The sequence below is a fragment of the Paenibacillus tyrphae genome, assembly GCF_000722545.1.
In the GTDB taxonomy this organism is placed as follows: Bacteria; Bacillota; Bacilli; order Paenibacillales; family NBRC-103111; genus Paenibacillus_G; species Paenibacillus_G tyrfis.
Window position 1 is genome coordinate 20,999 of the sequence record NZ_JNVM01000007.1, and the last position, 17,597, is coordinate 38,595.

At 55.5% G+C, this 17,597-nt stretch carries 15 protein-coding genes; 5 read left to right on the forward strand and 10 right to left on the reverse strand.

Annotation, left to right across the window (positions count from 1 at the left end):
• Window positions 1-12 precede the first annotated feature (12 nt).
• From ET33_RS09685 to ET33_RS09695, 3 genes are read right to left on the reverse strand one after another with little or no spacing between them, the layout of a single operon-like run.
• On the reverse strand, window positions 13-987 hold the full coding sequence (locus ET33_RS09685) for an ABC transporter ATP-binding protein (RefSeq protein ID WP_036680031.1): 975 nt from the start codon (window positions 985-987) through the stop codon (window positions 13-15).
• 47 nt (window positions 988-1,034) lie between these two features.
• Window positions 1,035-1,826 (reverse strand): ABC transporter permease, encoded by a 792-nt coding sequence (locus tag ET33_RS09690; RefSeq protein WP_036680048.1) that lies wholly within the window; start codon window positions 1,824-1,826, stop codon window positions 1,035-1,037.
• The gene (locus ET33_RS09695; protein ID WP_036680052.1) at window positions 1,823-2,599 is read right to left on the reverse strand and encodes an ABC transporter permease; all 777 of its coding nucleotides are present in this window, start codon (window positions 2,597-2,599) and stop codon (window positions 1,823-1,825) included. Before ET33_RS09695 ends, ET33_RS09690 begins: the two co-directional genes overlap by 4 nt.
• A 397-nt stretch (window positions 2,600-2,996) precedes the next feature.
• On the opposite strand from ET33_RS09695, the gene ET33_RS09700 reads away from it, so the two are divergent.
• From ET33_RS09700 to ET33_RS09710, 3 genes are all read left to right on the forward strand, one after another.
• Entirely contained in the window at window positions 2,997-4,562 is a 1,566-nt protein-coding gene (locus ET33_RS09700; RefSeq protein ID WP_051775224.1) for a CapA family protein, read from the forward strand.
• Between the two features lie 150 nt (window positions 4,563-4,712).
• Window positions 4,713-5,345, forward strand: coding sequence for a fumarylacetoacetate hydrolase family protein (locus ET33_RS09705; protein WP_036680054.1), 633 nt, complete (start codon window positions 4,713-4,715; stop codon window positions 5,343-5,345).
• Between the two features lie 82 nt (window positions 5,346-5,427).
• Window positions 5,428-6,261, forward strand: coding sequence for a DUF92 domain-containing protein (locus tag ET33_RS09710; RefSeq protein WP_036680056.1), 834 nt, complete (start codon window positions 5,428-5,430; stop codon window positions 6,259-6,261).
• A gap of 185 nt (window positions 6,262-6,446) precedes the next feature.
• Here the strand turns inward: ET33_RS09710 and ET33_RS09715 are convergent, their stop codons facing one another.
• The 5 genes from ET33_RS09715 to ET33_RS09735 all read right to left on the reverse strand — a co-directional run bounded on the left by ET33_RS09715 (window position 6,447) and on the right by ET33_RS09735 (window position 13,207).
• A complete protein-coding gene (locus tag ET33_RS09715) occupies window positions 6,447-8,891 on the reverse strand; it encodes a beta-propeller domain-containing protein (protein ID WP_036680057.1) in 2,445 nt (814 codons plus the stop codon).
• A 145-nt stretch (window positions 8,892-9,036) separates the two neighbouring features.
• Window positions 9,037-10,395: a sensor domain-containing diguanylate cyclase gene (locus tag ET33_RS09720; RefSeq protein WP_051775225.1), complete on the reverse strand. Its 1,359-nt coding sequence runs from the start codon at window positions 10,393-10,395 to the stop codon at window positions 9,037-9,039.
• A 180-nt stretch (window positions 10,396-10,575) separates the two neighbouring features.
• Complete coding sequence (locus ET33_RS09725) at window positions 10,576-10,926, reverse strand: LapA family protein (protein ID WP_036680058.1); 351 nt, start codon at window positions 10,924-10,926, stop codon at window positions 10,576-10,578.
• Window positions 10,927-11,007: 81 nt separating this feature from the next.
• On the reverse strand, window positions 11,008-12,798 hold the full coding sequence (gene pepF, locus ET33_RS09730; protein WP_081890273.1) for an oligoendopeptidase F: 1,791 nt from the start codon (window positions 12,796-12,798) through the stop codon (window positions 11,008-11,010).
• A 226-nt stretch (window positions 12,799-13,024) separates the two neighbouring features.
• Complete coding sequence (locus tag ET33_RS09735; protein ID WP_010491482.1) at window positions 13,025-13,207, reverse strand: hypothetical protein; 183 nt, start codon at window positions 13,205-13,207, stop codon at window positions 13,025-13,027.
• 127 nt (window positions 13,208-13,334) lie between these two features.
• Between ET33_RS09735 and ET33_RS09740 the strand changes: the two genes are divergently transcribed.
• Window positions 13,335-15,017: a thiamine pyrophosphate-binding protein gene (locus ET33_RS09740; RefSeq protein WP_051775226.1), complete on the forward strand. Its 1,683-nt coding sequence runs from the start codon at window positions 13,335-13,337 to the stop codon at window positions 15,015-15,017.
• Window positions 15,018-15,280: 263 nt separating this feature from the next.
• Here the strand turns inward: ET33_RS09740 and ET33_RS09745 are convergent, their stop codons facing one another.
• Both ET33_RS09745 and ET33_RS09750 read right to left on the reverse strand, forming a co-directional pair.
• On the reverse strand, window positions 15,281-16,078 hold the full coding sequence (locus ET33_RS09745) for a TerC family protein (RefSeq protein ID WP_036680060.1): 798 nt from the start codon (window positions 16,076-16,078) through the stop codon (window positions 15,281-15,283).
• A gap of 286 nt (window positions 16,079-16,364) precedes the next feature.
• Complete coding sequence (locus ET33_RS09750) at window positions 16,365-16,556, reverse strand: hypothetical protein (protein ID WP_050900449.1); 192 nt, start codon at window positions 16,554-16,556, stop codon at window positions 16,365-16,367.
• A gap of 273 nt (window positions 16,557-16,829) precedes the next feature.
• Between ET33_RS09750 and ET33_RS09755 the strand changes: the two genes are divergently transcribed.
• Window positions 16,830-17,528, forward strand: a complete 699-nt coding sequence (locus ET33_RS09755; protein ID WP_036680061.1) for a class I SAM-dependent methyltransferase — start codon at window positions 16,830-16,832, stop codon at window positions 17,526-17,528.
• Window positions 17,529-17,597: the final 69 nt, after the last annotated feature.

Here is a 17,597-nt window from a genome sequence, read left to right on the forward strand (position 1 = left end):
TTTGTCGGCGTCTTAGTACACTTTATGAATGATCTCTTCGAAATCCGGCTCCTCCATATGAACGTCGCGGGCCGTTCCATATGGCTCCAGCCGGCGGAGTACTTCCAAGGCAGGAAGCTCCTGCCGGTTGAAATGGACGGTCAGCTCGCAGCCGTTCGCTTCCGCGACGGTGAAGCCCAACTCCGGCTCCGTGGCAACGCCCAGAGAAACTTCGGCTTCAAACGATACGCGCAAAATCGTCGGGAGTCCGATGCGCTCCCGCAGCTCGCCGATCGTTCCGTCGTACGCCAGCGCCCCGTGGTTGATCACCATGACGCGGTCGCAGAGCTGCTCGATATCGTCCATATCGTGAGTCGTCAGCAGCACCGTTTTGCCGAGCTCCCGGTTTACTTTGGACAGCAGCCCGCGAATGTTGCGTTTCGCGATGACGTCCAGTCCGATGGTCGGCTCGTCGAGGAACAGAATGTCCGGCTCGTGCAGCAGAGCGGCGGCAAGATCGGCCCGCATCCGCTGGCCGAGCGACAGCTTGCGGACCGGCGTATCGGCGAATTCGCCGAGGCCGAGCAGCCCGTCCAGCTCCGCCAGCGTCCGCTGCTGCCGCTGCCGGTCGATGCGGTACATGGCGCACAAAATATCGAACGAATCGCGCACCGGCAAGTCCCACCACAGCTGGCTGCGCTGGCCGAAGACGACGCCGAGCCGGGAAACGACCCGGCGCCGGTCCTTGTGCGGGCTCATGCCGTCGATCCTCACCTCGCCCGAGGTCGGGTGCAGAATGCCGGTCAGCATTTTGATCGTCGTCGATTTTCCGGCGCCGTTCGGACCGATATAGCCGACGAACTCGCCCGGGCCGACCGTGAAGCTGATATCGCGGACCGCCGTTTTTTGCGCTCCGCCTCCGGTCACGGCCGCTTTGATCCGTTCCCACCGGCTTAAATGGGGGGCGGGAATGCGAAAGCTTTTATGTAAATGCTTAACCTCAATCATCGGTTTATTCGCTCCTTTCAGATCTGGAAGTCGAAGTCTAAGGAAAATCAACTTCCGCTGCTTTGGTAGCGGCTCAGGCCGAACCGCCAAAACCGCAGCATGAGCGACAGGAAGACGACGGCAAAAGCCATGACGGCCGGGAGCAGCCACCAGCCGAATTCGCCCTTCACGATATAAAGTGCCGGCATGTAGTTGGCCATCCCGACAGGGATCAAGGTGAGCAGCAATGTCCGCAGCCATCCGGGATACAGCTCCATCGGATACTGCACGGCTTTGTTTGCGGCATCTTCCGTCAAATTTTGCAGATCGCTGACCCGCGTCGTCCAGAAGCCGATCGTTGCGGTGCCGAGTCCGATGGCGAACAGAAGCACCGCGCCCGTCACCAGAACGACGACGGTGAGCGGAATAGCGGCTGCGGTCACCTGTCCCGAGCTAATCAAGTGTCCTAAGCAGAGCGTCAGGATGATGCCGCCCTGCACCCATTCGCCGAGCATCAGGCGGAAGTTTTGCGACATCAGCGCCAGCAAGACGGGAATCGGCCGGATGAGCAGCTGGTCCAAATCGCCGGAGACCAAATATTTCTCCAGATGGTGCACGTCGTTGGCAAAGCTGCGGTAGAGCGCTTTGGACAGTAGGATGGTAGCGTACAAATAGCCGATTTCGTACAAGCTCCAGCCTTGAATCGAGTCGAATTTCCATAAAATCACGGAGAGCAGCAAAAAGTCCATCACACTGACAAAGGCCGCGAGCAGGGTGGATAGCCAGAAGTTGAATTTGTACTGCATCCGGCTGCGGACGCTAGCTTTGACCAGCAGCAAAAACATGCGCACCGTGCTCATCCGCCCTGCACCTCCACTTTATTCCGCACCATAGCGGTTGCGGCGAGGCAAAGCGCAGTGAACAGAACGCACCACAAAAGGCCGCCGTACATTTCGGACGGGGAAGCGAGGCCCAAATAAATTTTGCTTGGGATGTACTGCATGTACGGATAAGGCGTCAAGTAAGCGATGCGCTGAAGCCAATGCGGCAGCCATTCGATCGGAATGAGAAAGCCGGAAAGCACGCTTGAAATAGAATTATGAACCCAAAACAGCCAAGTCGATTCGGTAGTCCAGAGGGCCGTTACGCCGATGAGGTAATTCACGCAAATGTTCATATAGGCGGCCATCGCAAGCGCCGTGGCGAAAGCGAGCCAGGTGCCGGTGCTGCGCGGAACCGGCAGCGAAAGCATCCATATGTAAATCAGGTAGATGGGGATCGTCTTGTAGAGCAATTGGTAACCGATTTGTCCCCATTCACGGCACATGAGCTGGTAAAACAGATGAACCGGACGCATCAAGTCGGTAGCGATCTGTCCGGTGCGTACCGAGCGCTCGATCCCAAGCCCGTTGGTCACGAACAACGTAACCCACAGCGTCGCTTGGTTCAACGCGACATAATGGATGACCGTTTGCAGGCTGTAGCCGTGCATGCCGTCCTGCTGTCCGATGCCCTGCCAGATCGAGACGTAGATCAGCCCGAAGACGACGCTGGCGACCGTATTGACCGCATGGGACAAGCGGTACTGCAGATTGCGTGCGAACGCTTTCTTCATTAAGACAGGGAAAAGCATAGATACCTCCGTATGCTTGGATTGGAGCTTGGCTGGTAACGGCAGATAAGCCCGATTCGCCGGGTTCGGCGAGGAATGAGGCGGATTGAGGTGAGTTGCCTAAAAAGTCGAGAGAAAATCTATGTTACCAGAATAAGGAGGCGTTTGGCAATCGTTTTTTTTAGGTATTTGTGCCCCATGACCACAGACGGACGATTTGCTATAATGGGAAAAGAGAACATATGCGCTGATTCGCAGCGGGATAGGATAGGGGTAGGTTAAGATTCAAACGGAACCGGTTGATACGGAGCAATCGCGTAAGCTAAAGCATGAACAGGAGAAGGAGCAGAAGCAGAAAAGAACGCTCTGGCTAAAAATTGGCTTGTTAAGCCTCATCACGGTTGGTGCCTTCGCATATTTGATTCAAAAGCTGGATCCTCCGCAGGAGGAAACCAAAGGGGGAGGGCTGGCTCTGCCTCCCAAGATTGAAGCGATGTCCAAGCCGCCTACGACGACGATTCCAGGCGTCACTCCAGAAAAGCCGCCGGCAACGGATAGCGGTACAGCGACGGCGCCTCAGGAGCAATCCCCGAAAGTCAAGCTCACGTTCGTGGGCGATGTCATGTTCGGCAGCAAGGTGGATGACCTGCTTCAAAAGAACGGCTACGATTATCCGTACAAGCATGTCAAGCCGTACTTGGAGAAGGCGGATATTACCGTGGCGAATCTGGAAACTCCGATCACGACAAGGGGCGAAGCCCAGGAGAAAGAATACGTGTACCGGTCGTCACCGAAGTCGCTGCCCGAATTGAAGCGCGCGGGCTTCGATCTGGTCAATCTCGCCAACAACCACAGCATGGACTACGGCGTCGAAGGACTGCTCGATACGCTGGATTATCTGGATGCCCAGGACATCAAGCACGTAGGCGCGGGCCGGAATTCGGACGAAGCGTATAGCTACGTGATTATGGAGCAAAAAGGCATCAAGATCGCCTTCCTCGGCTTCAGCCGGGTCATTCCCGATACGAGCTGGTACGCCGGCAAATCGAAGCCGGGGATGGCGGAAACCTACAGCACGAAGCTTGCGTTTGAAGCCATCGGCAAGGCGAGAGCCGAGGCGGATCTGGTTGTCGTTATCGCCCATTGGGGAGAAGAGCGCAAGGCGTATCCGGTCAAATCGCAGACGGATCTGGCAAGGCAGTATATCGATCAGGGCGCAGATCTCGTTGTCGCCAGCCACCCGCATGTCGTTCAAGGCTTCGAGCAGTACAAGGGCAAATGGATCGCCTACAGCATGGGCAATTTTATATTTACTACCAATGATAATCCGAATACTTGGGAAAGCATGATTTTGGAAGCCTCCTGCACCAAGGAACGAAGCTGCGATCTCAGCATGGTACCGATCTTGACCAAGTGGGCCCAGCCGGTCCCGATGGTCGACGAGGCCCGGGACACGCTGTTCGAGAAGCTGACGAACTTGTCCGTCAATGCGCAGATCGACAAGGAAGGGCGGATTACGCTTGGGGAGACTCGCACGATTCCGTCTGAAGCGGAAGAGAAGCCACCTGTGAAGAAGGAAACGGGCATCGTCGACGGAACGTCCAAAACAGCCGTCAAATCGCCTGCGGACGGGACGAAAAAGCCTGCCGATTCCGGCAAAGCCGCCGATCCGAAGAAGGCCGAGCAGGGCAAGAAGTCCGAGGCCGGGAAGACAACGGAGACGGGCAAGAAGACGGATGGGGATAAAACACAGACCGGGAAGACAGGAGAGTCGGGCAAGTCGCAGGGAACCGGCAAGAATACCGAGGGCAAGAAAACGACTGACGACGCCAAATCGTCCGAGGGCAGTAAAAAATCGCCCGAAAGCACCAAGAAATCTGCCGAAGATCCGAAGAAATCGACCGATTCCAAGAAAACGAACGAATCTTCAAAATCCTCCGGCGAAACCCGCAAGACGGAGGAAGACCGGAAAACATCCGGTTGACAAATATTTTAAATCAACGTCCGCTTCGCTTTCGACGGTTATCGTCGGGGAGGCGGGCGTTTTTTACGATGCGCGAGCGTTGAGATTCCCCCGAGCCGGGCTTATAATGAAGGCGGAGTCTTATTTTAACGGAAAAGGAACGATCCGAAGATGAACGAATCGATTCGCAACATTTATTGCGTAGGACGCAATTACGGACTGCATGCGGCGGAGCTCGGCAACGATATTCCGGAAGAGCCGATGATTTTTACGAAGCCGACACATGCACTGGCGGTGATTGACGGCGGGGAAATTGAGCTGCCCGGCGGACGGGGCGAGGTGCACTACGAAGCCGAGCTGGTGCTCCGTATCGGACAAGCGTATAAAGAGGGCATTACCGTGGACGAGCTGGTGGACCAGCTGGCACTGGGCATCGATTTTACCTTGCGGGACGTGCAATCGGCGTTGAAAAAGAAAGGCCACCCCTGGCTCCCGGCTAAAGGGTTTAAGGGCTCGGCCGCGCTGACCGGATTCCGTCCGTTTCCCGGCTTTGGGCAAGTCAAGCAGGTGGAATATTCCTTGAACCGGAACGGTCAGGAAGTACAGCGGGGGAATTTGAACGATATGATTTTTGATCTACAGGTGATCGTAGATTATATCGCCGCACATTACGGCTTGGGTGAAGGGGATATCATTTACACGGGTACGCCTGCGGGCGTCGGGGCAGTGAATGACGGAGACCGCTTCGAGCTGTTCTGGGGAGAGCAGGCTTTTGGCGCTTTTACAGCCAGGATTGGGAAGTAGCGGGTCCCGGATCGGAAATCGATCTGCCGCAGCCGGTTTTTTACAATCATTTTCATAGGGGTTGGAAGGGGGCTCGGATGAATTGCAGCCTTGGATCATCGGATTGGCAGGAAGCGTTCTGATTGCCGGAGCGGCGTACAGGAAACGTTCGCTATCCGGGTCGGGGTTCACCGCTGCGGTCCTGCTCGGAACGCTGATGTATGCGGTAGGAAGCTTGGCTTGGTTCGGGACGCTGATTGCGTTTTTTATCTCGTCCTCGCTGTTGTCGAAGTGGAAGAGCAAGAAGAAGGCGGCCGCCGAGAGCAGCTACGCCAAATCCGGACGGAGGGATGCCGGCCAGGTGCTTGCCAACGGCGGCCTGGGGCTCGCTCTTTGTCTGGGCGCCGCCTTCGTGCCGCATCCGGCCTGGTGGGCCGCCTACACTGGCGTGATGGCAACGGTGACTGCGGACACGTGGGCGACGGAGATCGGCGGCCTCAGCCGAACGGCCCCGCGCTCCATCGTCAGCGGCCGTCCGGTGCCGCCCGGCACTTCCGGCGGCGTATCGTCACTCGGCCTTGCCGCATCCGCGGCCGGCGGCTTGTTTATCGGAGCCGTCGCTTGGGCGCTGGCGGCGCTGCAGCCGGAGCAGGCAGACGCCTCTGCGTGGGCGGTCTCCGTCCATTCGGCGGCCGGCCTGTGCGTCCTTGGGCTGGTTGGGGGCCTCGCCGGGTCGCTGGCCGACTCGTGGCTCGGGGCGGTGGTTCAGGTCATGTACCGATGCCGCGTCTGCGGGAAAGAAATCGAAAAAAACCGCCACTGCGAGGCAGCGGCGGTTCCAATCCGGGGGTTGGCGTTCATGACCAACGACACGGTTAACGCTTTAAGCTCGGCGTTTGGCGGCGCCGTAACTCTCCTACTCTCGCTGTGGCTGTAACAGCGGTTTAATCCTCTTCCTTGCGGGAATAAGCGAGCTTCGTTACATACATAGTGATGCCCGAGATAAGCAAAGCGACGATAATGCTGATGACGATAACGGTAGTTACCATGGCTTAAGCAGTCCTCCAAGCGGATAAATGTCACTTCGGACATTGTACCCCATGGAGGACAAAAAGCCAACCGTTACGGATTGCGCGGCTTCCAAGCCGGAAGCTGCAGCGAACCGACTTCGCGCAGCGTATTCAAATCGTTCGCTTTCAGCATATCGGGCGAGGACGAATACAGCGTATCGCCGATATATAGCAGGCGCTCGATATTGCGTTCGCTGCCGTACCAGTGCTGGCCCGCTTTGTTCATATCGTCTCCCGTCAAGTGCGTGATCTTGCCGCGAAGCTGGAAGCCTTTTTGCAGATCCAGCCCGTAAACATAAGCGCCTTGGAAGGTAAAATCCCCGTATTTCGATGCGTTTTCTTGCGTGTTGGCGCCGGTCTTATCTTTCACTTCCGCAACAGTAACCGGGAAGGCCAGCAGTTGCTTCTCCTTGGAAAACAGCAGCGCTTTATGATTGTACAGCAGCGGCGATTCGGTGCCCCGGTCGCCGATCGTTTCCTTGAACATCTCCTTCGGATTCGCCACATCGGATACATCGAACAGGGCAAGCTTCATGCCTTGATAGAAAGCGATCGTGTCCGAGCCGTCGCCTTTCTTGTTGGAGACCTCCACAGCTTCTTTGCCGAAGCCGATCAGATGGTTCTCGTCGTACGGATGCAGATAGTCGCTGTAGCCCGGAATTTTTAGCTTGCCGAGCATGGCCGGAGCTTGAGGGTTACTCAGATCCAGGACGAACAGCGGATCGGTATTTTTGAACGTCACCATATAGGCGCGGTTCCCGGCATAGCGTACGGAATAGATGCGCTCGCCCGGAGCCAGCCCTTCCAGCTTGCCAACGACGCTTAGCGATTCGTTCAGCACATACACGTTATTTTTCGACGTATGCTCGTCGTTCCGCCACATGTCGCCGCTTGTGGTGGCGATGCGGAAGTAGCCGTTGTGCTCATCCATCGAAAATTGGTTCAGCGCATGTCCCGGTACCTTGCCGCGTCCGACATACCGGACCGTTCCGTTATCCATGCCGAATTTATAAATGGCGCTTGTCATATTAAGCGGCGCGGGGATGAAGGTGGTTTTGCCGTCCGCCTGCACCGTCTGCTCATTCTCTTTCAGCGGCTCGTACTCGCTCACGGTGACATACAAGTTGTCGGGAGAAGCGTAGACGTTTTGACCGGAGCCGAGATAGCTCGTCACCTGCATTTTTTGATCGGGCTTGCTGAGCTTGAGGCCGCCGATCAGCAAATAGTTCGGCTCGACGGCTTTCGGGAAGTATCGGATATCCTCATAGCCGATCTTAATAAATTGGTCTCCGGCAGCGGAATCCCGGTAGGCCGGCAGCGATTCGTTCGCCTGTTTCGCGGCGGAGTCCGCCTCTTGGCGCATGATCCAAAAATAATTCATCGATTTGTTCGTTACGACGTACAACGAGTCGCCGATTTTGCGCGAAGAGACGTAATGCCCTTCCAGTTCCGCCTCGCGGACTTGCTTCAGCTGTGTCCGGTCGCCAAGCTCGTAAACGATCGTTTTCGTGGTCGAGCGGGTCGGGCGTCCCGGCCATACGACCATCTTTTTGGCCGTTCCGATGCCCGGCTCTGCAGAAACCGCAGGGCTGGCGTCATAAGGAACCGGTCCCGGCTTCTCGTACGTCGGATAGGACGTGTTCCCGACAACGACGAGATAGTTGTTATCGACATACAGCTCCTGCGGATAAAAATTCGGGTCCGCCCAGTAGACGGTGCTGACGACGCTCATGCTTTCGGCCGGAGAGGCTTTCGTCACGAGAACGCGGTCGCGATTGACCTGATAAATGTAGGTGCCGTCCGTCTTGATGACGTCCGCTTCATCGACGCCCTGCACCTGCACGTTCGTGCCGGAGTAGGCGGGGGACGCTGCATCGGAAGCCTGCTTGGCGGCGCTTCCGGCAGCTTGCGGTGCGGCAGCGGACGATTTCTCGGTGACCGCGACCGCATTATCGCCCATTAAGATCATGTTGCGGCCGTTGCCGTGAACGGCGGCGGATTCCTTAAGCAGCGCTTCCATCCGTTCCTGCGAACCGACGGTCGGCAAGCTTTTGTCCGCATCGGCAATCGTGACGCGCTTGTTCGGACCGTCCCAATAAACGTTAAAATCGAACGACTCGCTGAAAAAGCGCAGCGGTACCAAAATATTTCCGTTATCGAGCGCGGGCGCTTCGTCTAACGTGACGGCTTCGCTTCCGCGGAAAGCTTCCTTGCTGTCCAGCCGAAGCTTGATCGAGCGATCCGTTTTGCTTGCCGTGGCCGAGCGTTCGGCTTCGTCCCACTGCACCTTAACGCCGAGCGCATCCGACAGCTCGCGGAGCGGCACCATCAGTGTGTTTCCGATTAAACGGGGCTGCACGGATAAGCTGACTGGCTGTCCGTTTAGCGTTACCGCGATGGCTTGCCCCGTTTCGGCCGCCACCGATAGCGGGGCCGGGGAGACGGAAGTAAGGAGCGTCAATGCCAACATACCTGCAAAGAGTGTTCTTTTCTGCACTTGCTTTTCCTCCTTATGATGTTTAGTACCCTCTTTGTACCCTAATTGAAATATCTTCTTGTTCACCCCTACTGACGCGCTCCTCGAAGAAATTGTTTCATCAAAAACCGCTCTTTTCCAAAAAGAAAAAGAGCGGTGTGCCGATTTATTCGTCGCAATAAGCTATTGCCCGATTCCGCCCTTCCTGCTTGGCCCGATAGAGCGCCTTGTCCGCGCGGATAATTAGCTCCCGCGGTGAGACATCGCGAACAGGAATCATCGTGGCAACTCCCAGACTCGCGGTGACGAAGGAAGAGACGGCAGAGCCGCGATGAGGGATCCGCAGTAGTTCCACCTCCGAGCGCATTCGCTCGGCCACGTAAAGCGCGCCCCGGCCGTCCGTAACCGGCAGCACGATCACGAATTCCTCGCCGCCGTATCTTGCTATCATGTCGCCCGGACGCTTGGCTGCGCGCCGCATCGCTTCGGACACATATTGGAGGCAGGCGTCGCCGTCATGATGTCCATAGGTATCGTTATACCGCTTGAAATAGTCGATATCGAGCAGTATAACGGAAAGCGGCGTGGAGAAGCGCATGGCATGCCGCCATTCCTTGGCAAACCGTTCATCGAAAAACCGCCGGTTGGCGAGCCCGGTCAGCGCGTCGATCGAAGAAATTTTTTGCAGCAACTCGTTGGTTTTCATCAGCTGCTGTTCCGTTTGCTTGCGCGAAGAGATGTCCCGGGAGGTGCAGATCACCGTCTGTCCGTTTCCCGAATCGTGTTCGTCCCCTGTAATTCGTCCGCTTGTTTCGAACCAGACATAACCGCCGTTTTTCGTGCGAATCCGGTACGAGCTCAAAGGCAAATTCGGCGCCGTCTCCATAGGGGACGTAATTCCAGGGATTTTCGTCAAGTCCTCGGGATGAAACAAATCGTAGGCGCTGGTCCCGATCAATTCCTCGGGCTCGTACCCAAGCAGAACACGGCAAGAAGGGGAAATGTACAAAATACGGCCGGACAAATCGTGCATCGACACAACGTCTGTGCTTTGCTCTACGAGAGTCTGGTAGAGAGAATCGCGGCCTGTTCCGTTCGTCTCACATATCGTTTCCTGCCCGGGGGCCGGCGCCGCGAATCGGCTCTGTGCATCGCTCTCCAGAATTTGGACGAACAGAGAAGTCGGCCATCCGTTTAGCCGGGGAACGACGGGCGCCGTGACGGAGCACGGGACCAGCGTGCCGTCGCTGCGGATCAGCCTTGCTTCGAACGGCCGAGATACGGACGTCCCGTCGGCCAGCTCTTTCAATATTCTATGAATCTGCTCTCTATCGTCGGGATGAATAACAGGTTCCCAAGGCATGCCGTTCAACGCCTCTTCGGGATAGCCGATTTGCTTGCCGAATGCAGGATTGACACGAAGAAATAGGCCTTCTTCCGAGAAGAAAGCCATACCGCTTGTGGATAGCCTAAACGCGCTGAAATATAATTGGGTTTGTTCTGCATTCGTCCATTGATCAACCATGCTGCCGGCATCCTTCCTGCATGGATTACGTCCTAGTAACTAGGAAAATCGTTCCAAACTCGCACTTACTATATTAATGAAAGTGGAGTTTTTGATCAATGAGGATGGAAAGGTTATGGCAGATTTAATATAAATTTTACTATTTCTTGACTATTTAAAAAAAACGATCGGCAGAAACCGTTATTTGCTTGAGTTCTTTCCGTCTTCCGTATGTTCCACGTCCGTATCCGCTGCAAGGAACGACCGGCTGTCCGCGTCTTCGGTAACGGCCAGAGCTTGCTCGGAGGACGCCTCGTTCACCCGTTTCTCAAGCTGCTTGATCTTACGCTGCAGCTTGATCTGGCGGAACAAGCCGATCAGGAAGGCGATCAAGCCGCCGAGTAGGGTAGATCCCAGAATGACCAGAATGAGTGGGATGTCGGCTTGGGTGAATAAAAAATTGACGCGGACGGGCTCCACGTTAATAACGGCGAATACCGCGGTAATAAGGGCAAAAAGCAACGTGCTGATCAACATCCATTGGGCTCTCATCGAAATCGTCTCCTTTTAACTGCTGCATGAAGGGCAAAAAGGCTGAGCCGGGCAATACCGGACTCAGCCTGCGTCGGCGACTTACTTCGCCAGCGCTTCCATTTGCTCCAGAAGCTCTTTGAATACGCTCATCGCCTGTTTGATCGGTTCCGGCGTCGACATATCTACGCCTGCCTTCTTCAAGATATTGATGGAGTAGTCGCTGCTCCCGCTTTTCAAGAAGCCGAGGTAACGGTCGACGGCCGGCTGGCCCTCGTCCAAAATCTGCTTCGCGAAGCTGGTCGCCGCCGAGAAGCCGGTAGCGTATTTGTACACGTAGAAGCTGTTGTAGAAATGAGGGATGCGCGCCCATTCCATCTCGATGTCCTGATCTACCGCCATATCTTTGCCGTAATACTGCACGTTCAGATCGTAGTAGATTTGGCTCAACAGCTGCGGGGTAAGCGTTTCGCCTTGCTCCGCTTTTTCGTGAATGATTTTCTCGAACTCGGCGAACATGGTTTGCCGGAATACCGTCGTCCGGAACTGGTCCATATAGTAGGTGAGCAGGTACATTTTTTCTTTCTTATCCGTCGACTTCTTCAGCAGGTAATCCATCAGTAGCGCTTCGTTCAGCGTGGATGCGACTTCCGCAAGGAAGATTGTATACTGCGCATAGCGGTAAGGCTGATTCGCGTCCGACGAGTAGGAATGGAGCGCGTGGCCCATCTCATGCGTCAGCGTGAACATGCTGTTCAGGTTGTCCTTGTGATTCAGGAGTACGTACGGATGGGTGCCGAATGCGCCCCAGCTGTAGGCCCCGTTGCGCTTGCCTTCGTTCTCGTAGATGTCGATCCAGCCGCCTTCGAAGCCCTCCTGCAGGGTCTTCAAATACGCTTCGCCGAGCGGCTTTAAGCTTTCCTTGACCGTTTTTTTCGCTTCCTCGTAGTTAATCTCCAGGTCGTATTCTTCGACCAGCGGAGCGAACAGGTCGTACATATGCAGCTTGTCGACCTTCATCAGCTTGCGGCGCAGCTCCATATAGCGGTGCATGAGCGGCAGCGACTCGTGAATCGTGTCGATCAGGTTTGTGTACACTTCCTTCTTGATGTTGTCCCCGAACAGCGACATTTCCAGCGTGGAAGGGTACTTGCGGATCTTGGAGTAAAAAATATTTTTCGTCACATTGGCGGCAAGCGTCGAAGCGATCGTGTTCTTTTGCTTGGCATAGGTGGCGTACATCACTTCGAAAGCTTGCTTGCGGACGTCGCGGTTGCGGCTTTCGAGGAATTGGATGTAGCGGCCGTGCGTGAGCTCGACTTCTTCGCCTTTTTCGTTTTTCACCTTCGGGAACTTGATATCCGCGTTGTTGATCATGCCGTAAATCGTGCTTGGTGCTTGCGACAGGTTGCCGACTTGGGCCAGCAGCGCCTCCTCCGCTTTGCTGAGCACGTGCTGCTTTTCGCGAATCAGCTCTTCGAGCGTCCTTTTGTAGAAGGCGAGCTGGGGATCGTTCACCAGCTTCTGCAGTTGGTCGTCCGACAAGCTCAAAATTTCCGGGGAAATAAACGAGGTCGCTTCACCGGCTTCGACGCTTAATCTTTTCGATTTATCGGATAAGGCCTGATATGTAGGGTCCGCCATGTCCTCGTGATGCTTCATGTTGGCGTAGACGTACAGACGTTCCGTATGTAGGGAGATTTTATCCTCCAGCTCAAAGCACTGCTTGATGGCCGCCGGGTCGTTCAGCTTGCCGTGAAAACGGCCGATTTCCTTCAGCGCGTTTTTCGCTTCTTGATGCTCTTGATCCCAGGCCTGCTGGTTTGGATAAAGGTCCTCCAGGTTCCAACGGTGTTCCGCAGGAACGTCGCTCCGCTTCGGTACTTGATTCATGGGAGCCCTCCTTGTCAAATGAAATGGTTTAGCCGCTTGATTCGCAGCCGCCGCCGATCCGATCACAACACCGGAGAGCAGCACGCCGGACAGCAGCAACGGCAACAATCGCATTACTCGCTCACGCTCCAAGCTGTTTATGGGTCCGTTGGAAAGCTCTAGTTAGTATGGCCGGAGCGCGGGTTAAATATAAGTATAGGGAATTCAAGGAAAGAAGTCTATTCGCTTACTTCGCGCCGGAAAAAAAACTAAAGATCATCAGCACGAACGAAAACGATACCATCACCAGCGCCAAAATGGCCAGCGGCCGTTTCACGTTCGCCGGAAGGGAATCTTTCTTCATGATTAAGATCAGCGCGAGCGAAAACGAAATAATCATGAACGTCAAGATCGATGCACCATTGCTCAAAGCCTATCACCTCTTACTGTCTATGTTCGCCAATTCGGGCGGTTTTCCTTTAACTCCTCATGAAAAAAATGCAATGGGAAACGCTCCAGCGGGAACGCTATACCGGAAAGCGAAAGGAGTGATTCCCATGAGCCCTACCACACTTGCGGATGCTGCTGCGCCCCCGGTGCTTGCCGACATGAATCAACCCGCCGCAGGCTTATCCGTATCGCAGTTCGTTCTGGAGCAGCTGAAGGCTTGGAAGGTTGAGCGGATCTACGGCGTGATCGGCGACGCCAATTTAAGTTTATTGGATGAGCTCGGAAAACAGAACGCGATCTGGTACGTGTCTTGCAGGCATGAAAGCGCCGCCGCGCTGATGGCTTCCGCCGAAGCCAAGCTGACGGGAAGGACGGCCGTATGCCTGGCAACAAGCGGCCCGGGCGTCACGAACATGTTGAACGGCCTAGCCGATGCCGCTATGGATCGGGCGCCGGTGCTGGCGTTGTCGGGACAGGTCGAAACGGCGAACATCGGCACCCGGACCAAGCAGTATGTTGACCAGCAAAAGCTCAATGCCGCCATCGCGGGGAAATCCGAACTAGTCGCGAATGCGGACGCACTGCCCGAATTGATGGAACAGGCGCTCGTCCGCGGTTTGCTCCAAGGGCAGGTGACCCATCTGTCCATCCCGAAGGACTTGTACCCGGTGAAGGTAAAAGGCGGGATAAAGCCGTACTCGGCCCATCTGCATCAACCACTGGCCGCTCCCGACAGCGAGATTGCGGAATTGGCAGCCATACTCGCTTCGGCCGAGCGGCCGGTCCTGTATATTGGCCGCGGCGTGAAGCAGACAGCGGAGGATGTCCTTCAGCTCGCGGAGAAGCTGTCTGCCGCCGTCATCACCACGCTGCCCGCCCGGCCGTTGTTTCCGAACGACCACGAATGCTATGCGGGGGGCCTTGGTCAGGCCGGCAGCGAGGCGTCCAGCGTCCTGCTGGCCGAGAGCGATCTGATCGTCATCCTCGGCGCGACATGGTGGCCGGACGATTACGTGCCGACGCAGGCGAGGATCGTTCAGGTCGATTGGAACCGGGAAGCGATCGGTCTAGGTCATCCGCTGCATAAAGGCGTTGTCGGTGACCTCGGGCAGATTGTACCCCAACTCGCCGCTGCCGGGCATATCTCGGCCAAAGACCGCAGCGCCTGGCGCGCCCGGGTTCGCGATGTTTGTACGGGCTGGAAACGGCAGATCGAGGACGAGGCCCGGGCCGATGGCACGCCGATACCCCCGCAACGTGTCATGAAGACGATTGCGGATCACGTATCGGACCACGCGATCGTCGCCGTCGACACCGGCAATCATACGCTATGGTTCAATCGAATCTTTCAAGCCAAGGCGGGGCAGGATATTTTGATTTCCGGCCGGTGGCGGACGCTCGGCTTTGCTTTACCGGCGGCAATAGCCGCCAAGCTCTGCTATCCCGACCGTCAAGTGATTGCCGTAGCAGGGGATGGGGGAGTCGTCCAGACGCTGATGGAATTTCAAACGGCAGCCGAGCAGCAGCTCCCAATCGTACTCGTTGTTTTCAACAACAGTGCTTACGCGATGGAGCAGGACCGGATGAACGTCGCTGGCATGAACCTGACCGGCAGCGCGCTCCAGCCGCCCGATTTCGCGGCCATCGCCGAAGCCTGCGGCGGCTCCGGCTATCGGGCGTCGAGCGCCGCCGAATTCGAGCAATCTCTTACTAAGGCGCTGATCGGCAGCAAGCCCGCGCTGATCGACGTCCGCACCGCAGCAATCCCCGTTCCGCATGCGAAAATTTGAACTTAAACGCAACAAAGCCGGCACTAGTGGAATGTGCCGGCTTTGCTGCATTACCTCACTTTAAGCCGCGAGGCTGATTTTTTGCAGGTAATAACCGCGATAAGCGGAGACGGAGAGCAGAATAACTGTCGGAGAGCTTGCGTGCCGCCTTTGACAACGGTTATTACCATAATATCCAATTCATTTAACCCATTGTCAACAGCGGCCGGAGTCAGTTACTTCTGACTCGCAGCCCCCTGCATATCCGAGTTTCCGCAACCCGCTCAGCCTCGCGACTTCACCAAAATCATGCGTCCTTTTTCATCGCGCTTCGCTTCGAAATTATCGTTCGGTTGGATGTCCGCTCCCTGCTCCAGATCGGGCGGGATGGTCAGGTGGCCGCTCTCGTTAATGGATACCAAGGAGCCGTAGATCTTCTTCCAGTAGCCTGCCAGGAGGACACCCAGAACGATGATGGCAACCAAGCCCCACTTCACGATCGGGTTAGCGATAAACCATTCCTTCACAAGTGGGTCTCCCGTCAGCATCGAACCCGCGGTATAAGCGAGTACGCCGGAACCGATGTAGATGATCCAAGGAAACTTTTCCAGCAGCTTGATAAACATAGTGCTGCCCCATACCATAATTGGTACGCTGATAATGAGGCCGAGCACGACCAGAAGGAAGCTGCCGTGAGAAGCGCCAGCGACCGCCATGACGTTGTCGAAGCCCATGGCCGCGTCCGCGATGATAATTGTACGAATGGCAGGCCAGAGCTGCGGTCTCGCTTCAATAGCGTGGTCTTTCTTGTCCACCAGCAGCTTGTAGGCGATCCAGATTAGCACGACTCCGCCGATGAGCAGTAGGGCAGGCAGCTTCAGCAGCCAAACGACGGCGAGTGTAGCAATGACACGAATGATAACGGCACCGACCGTTCCCCAGAGGACTGCGCCTTTTTGCTGTTCTTTCGGCAAATTGCGCGCTGCGAGTGCGATGACGATGGCATTGTCCCCGGCAAGCACGAGGTCGATCAAGACAATGTTCAACAGGGCAAGAAGAAATTCTACGGACAACCATTCCATGTCCTACCACTCCTTTTTACGTTGTTGTTGGTGTTAGTTTTTTTACACAAAAATGACCTCTACCATATCGGTACAGGTCATTTTTCCACCAAAAAGACCTTTACTTCAATGGCAAAGGTCTTGCTAACAACGTTTCGTTGCCAATAAAGCCGGGGCTCTTCCCAGAACCCGAACTGACGACTTTACTGTGACAGCTACTCCCCTTTGGAGGACATCCTTATGTAATTGCCCTCATTATAACGAATGGACAAGCCGGGCGTCAAGCAAAATTATGTCCAATTTCGTATTAAACTTGACGGAAAGCTTCCATTATACTCTCAAGCTCTTCGTCGGTACCTTGGAACCGTTCCTTGGAGAAGCGTTCGTTCACCCAATGCATCATCTCCGGACGGCTGAGAAACGTGTGGCAATCCTCGCCCCACTGGTCGGAAATTTCTCTTAAAATCAACTGCTTTCCGTTGACCTCGACCGTCAGCATGTTCCATTTGTCTTTTTTGTAGATCGTATGTTTTTTAATCCCCTGATTTTTCAAGGCTGTTACCTCTTTCTATTCCAATGGTTGCGGGCGATGAGAGAGCCATCGCTACCTCTACCTTAGCATGAATTGATCTTGGCTTCAACCAAGCGGGCAACCATGTTGCGATTGTCAATCACCATAGACCGTGATAAAATGCCAATAAGCTCCAGCATCGGCCGAAGGGCGGGTGGGGGCCAAGCTATTCAATACATGAGCAGAGGAGAGCGGAGAAGGATGAGCAGAGGGTATGAGCAGATTGGAGTGGCAATGACCTGCCGGTCGTTTGCCGAGTACGAACGCATGTTTAGTCTGAGGCCGGAGCTGCTGGAGGCAGGGCCGATTTTGGACGTGGCCGCAGGAGCTTCGTCGTTTGTAGCGGAAGCTGCTGCCCGTGGATTCGCGGCCGTAGCGGCCGATCCGATGTACGTGCTGTCGGCAGAAGGAATTTACCGCCACGGGATGACGGAAATCGAAGTGTCGACCGGAAAGCTGACCAAGCTGCGGGAGAGCTTTGATTGGACGTTCTACGGCGACCCGAATCGGCATCGTGCGATGCGTGAGGCGTCTATGAGGCGGTTCGCCGACGATTATGCGCAATCTTCCGAAGGAAGCAAGTATACGGCAGCCAAGCTGCCTCATCTTCCATATGAAGACGAGTCGTTCGAGCTTGTGCTGTGCAGCCACTTTTTATTTCTGTACCATGAGCAATTCGACTATGACTTTCACACCCGCGCGCTGCGTGAGCTGCTAAGGGTGTGCCGTGCGGGCGGAGAGGTGCGGGTATATCCCGTCATCACGCTGCAATGGGATCGATATCCGATGCTGGACCGGCTTCTGGAAGAGCTGCGGATGGCCGGATTCGAGGCGTCTTTGGAGCTCTCCGAGTTACCTTTTATTCCCGGTTCCAAAGAGCTGCTGCGCGTACAAAAATAAGGCTGCGTATAATTTAGGTCTTGTTGATTTATCCTGATAAGGGTGATATACTTGAACCATTCGCCCTTG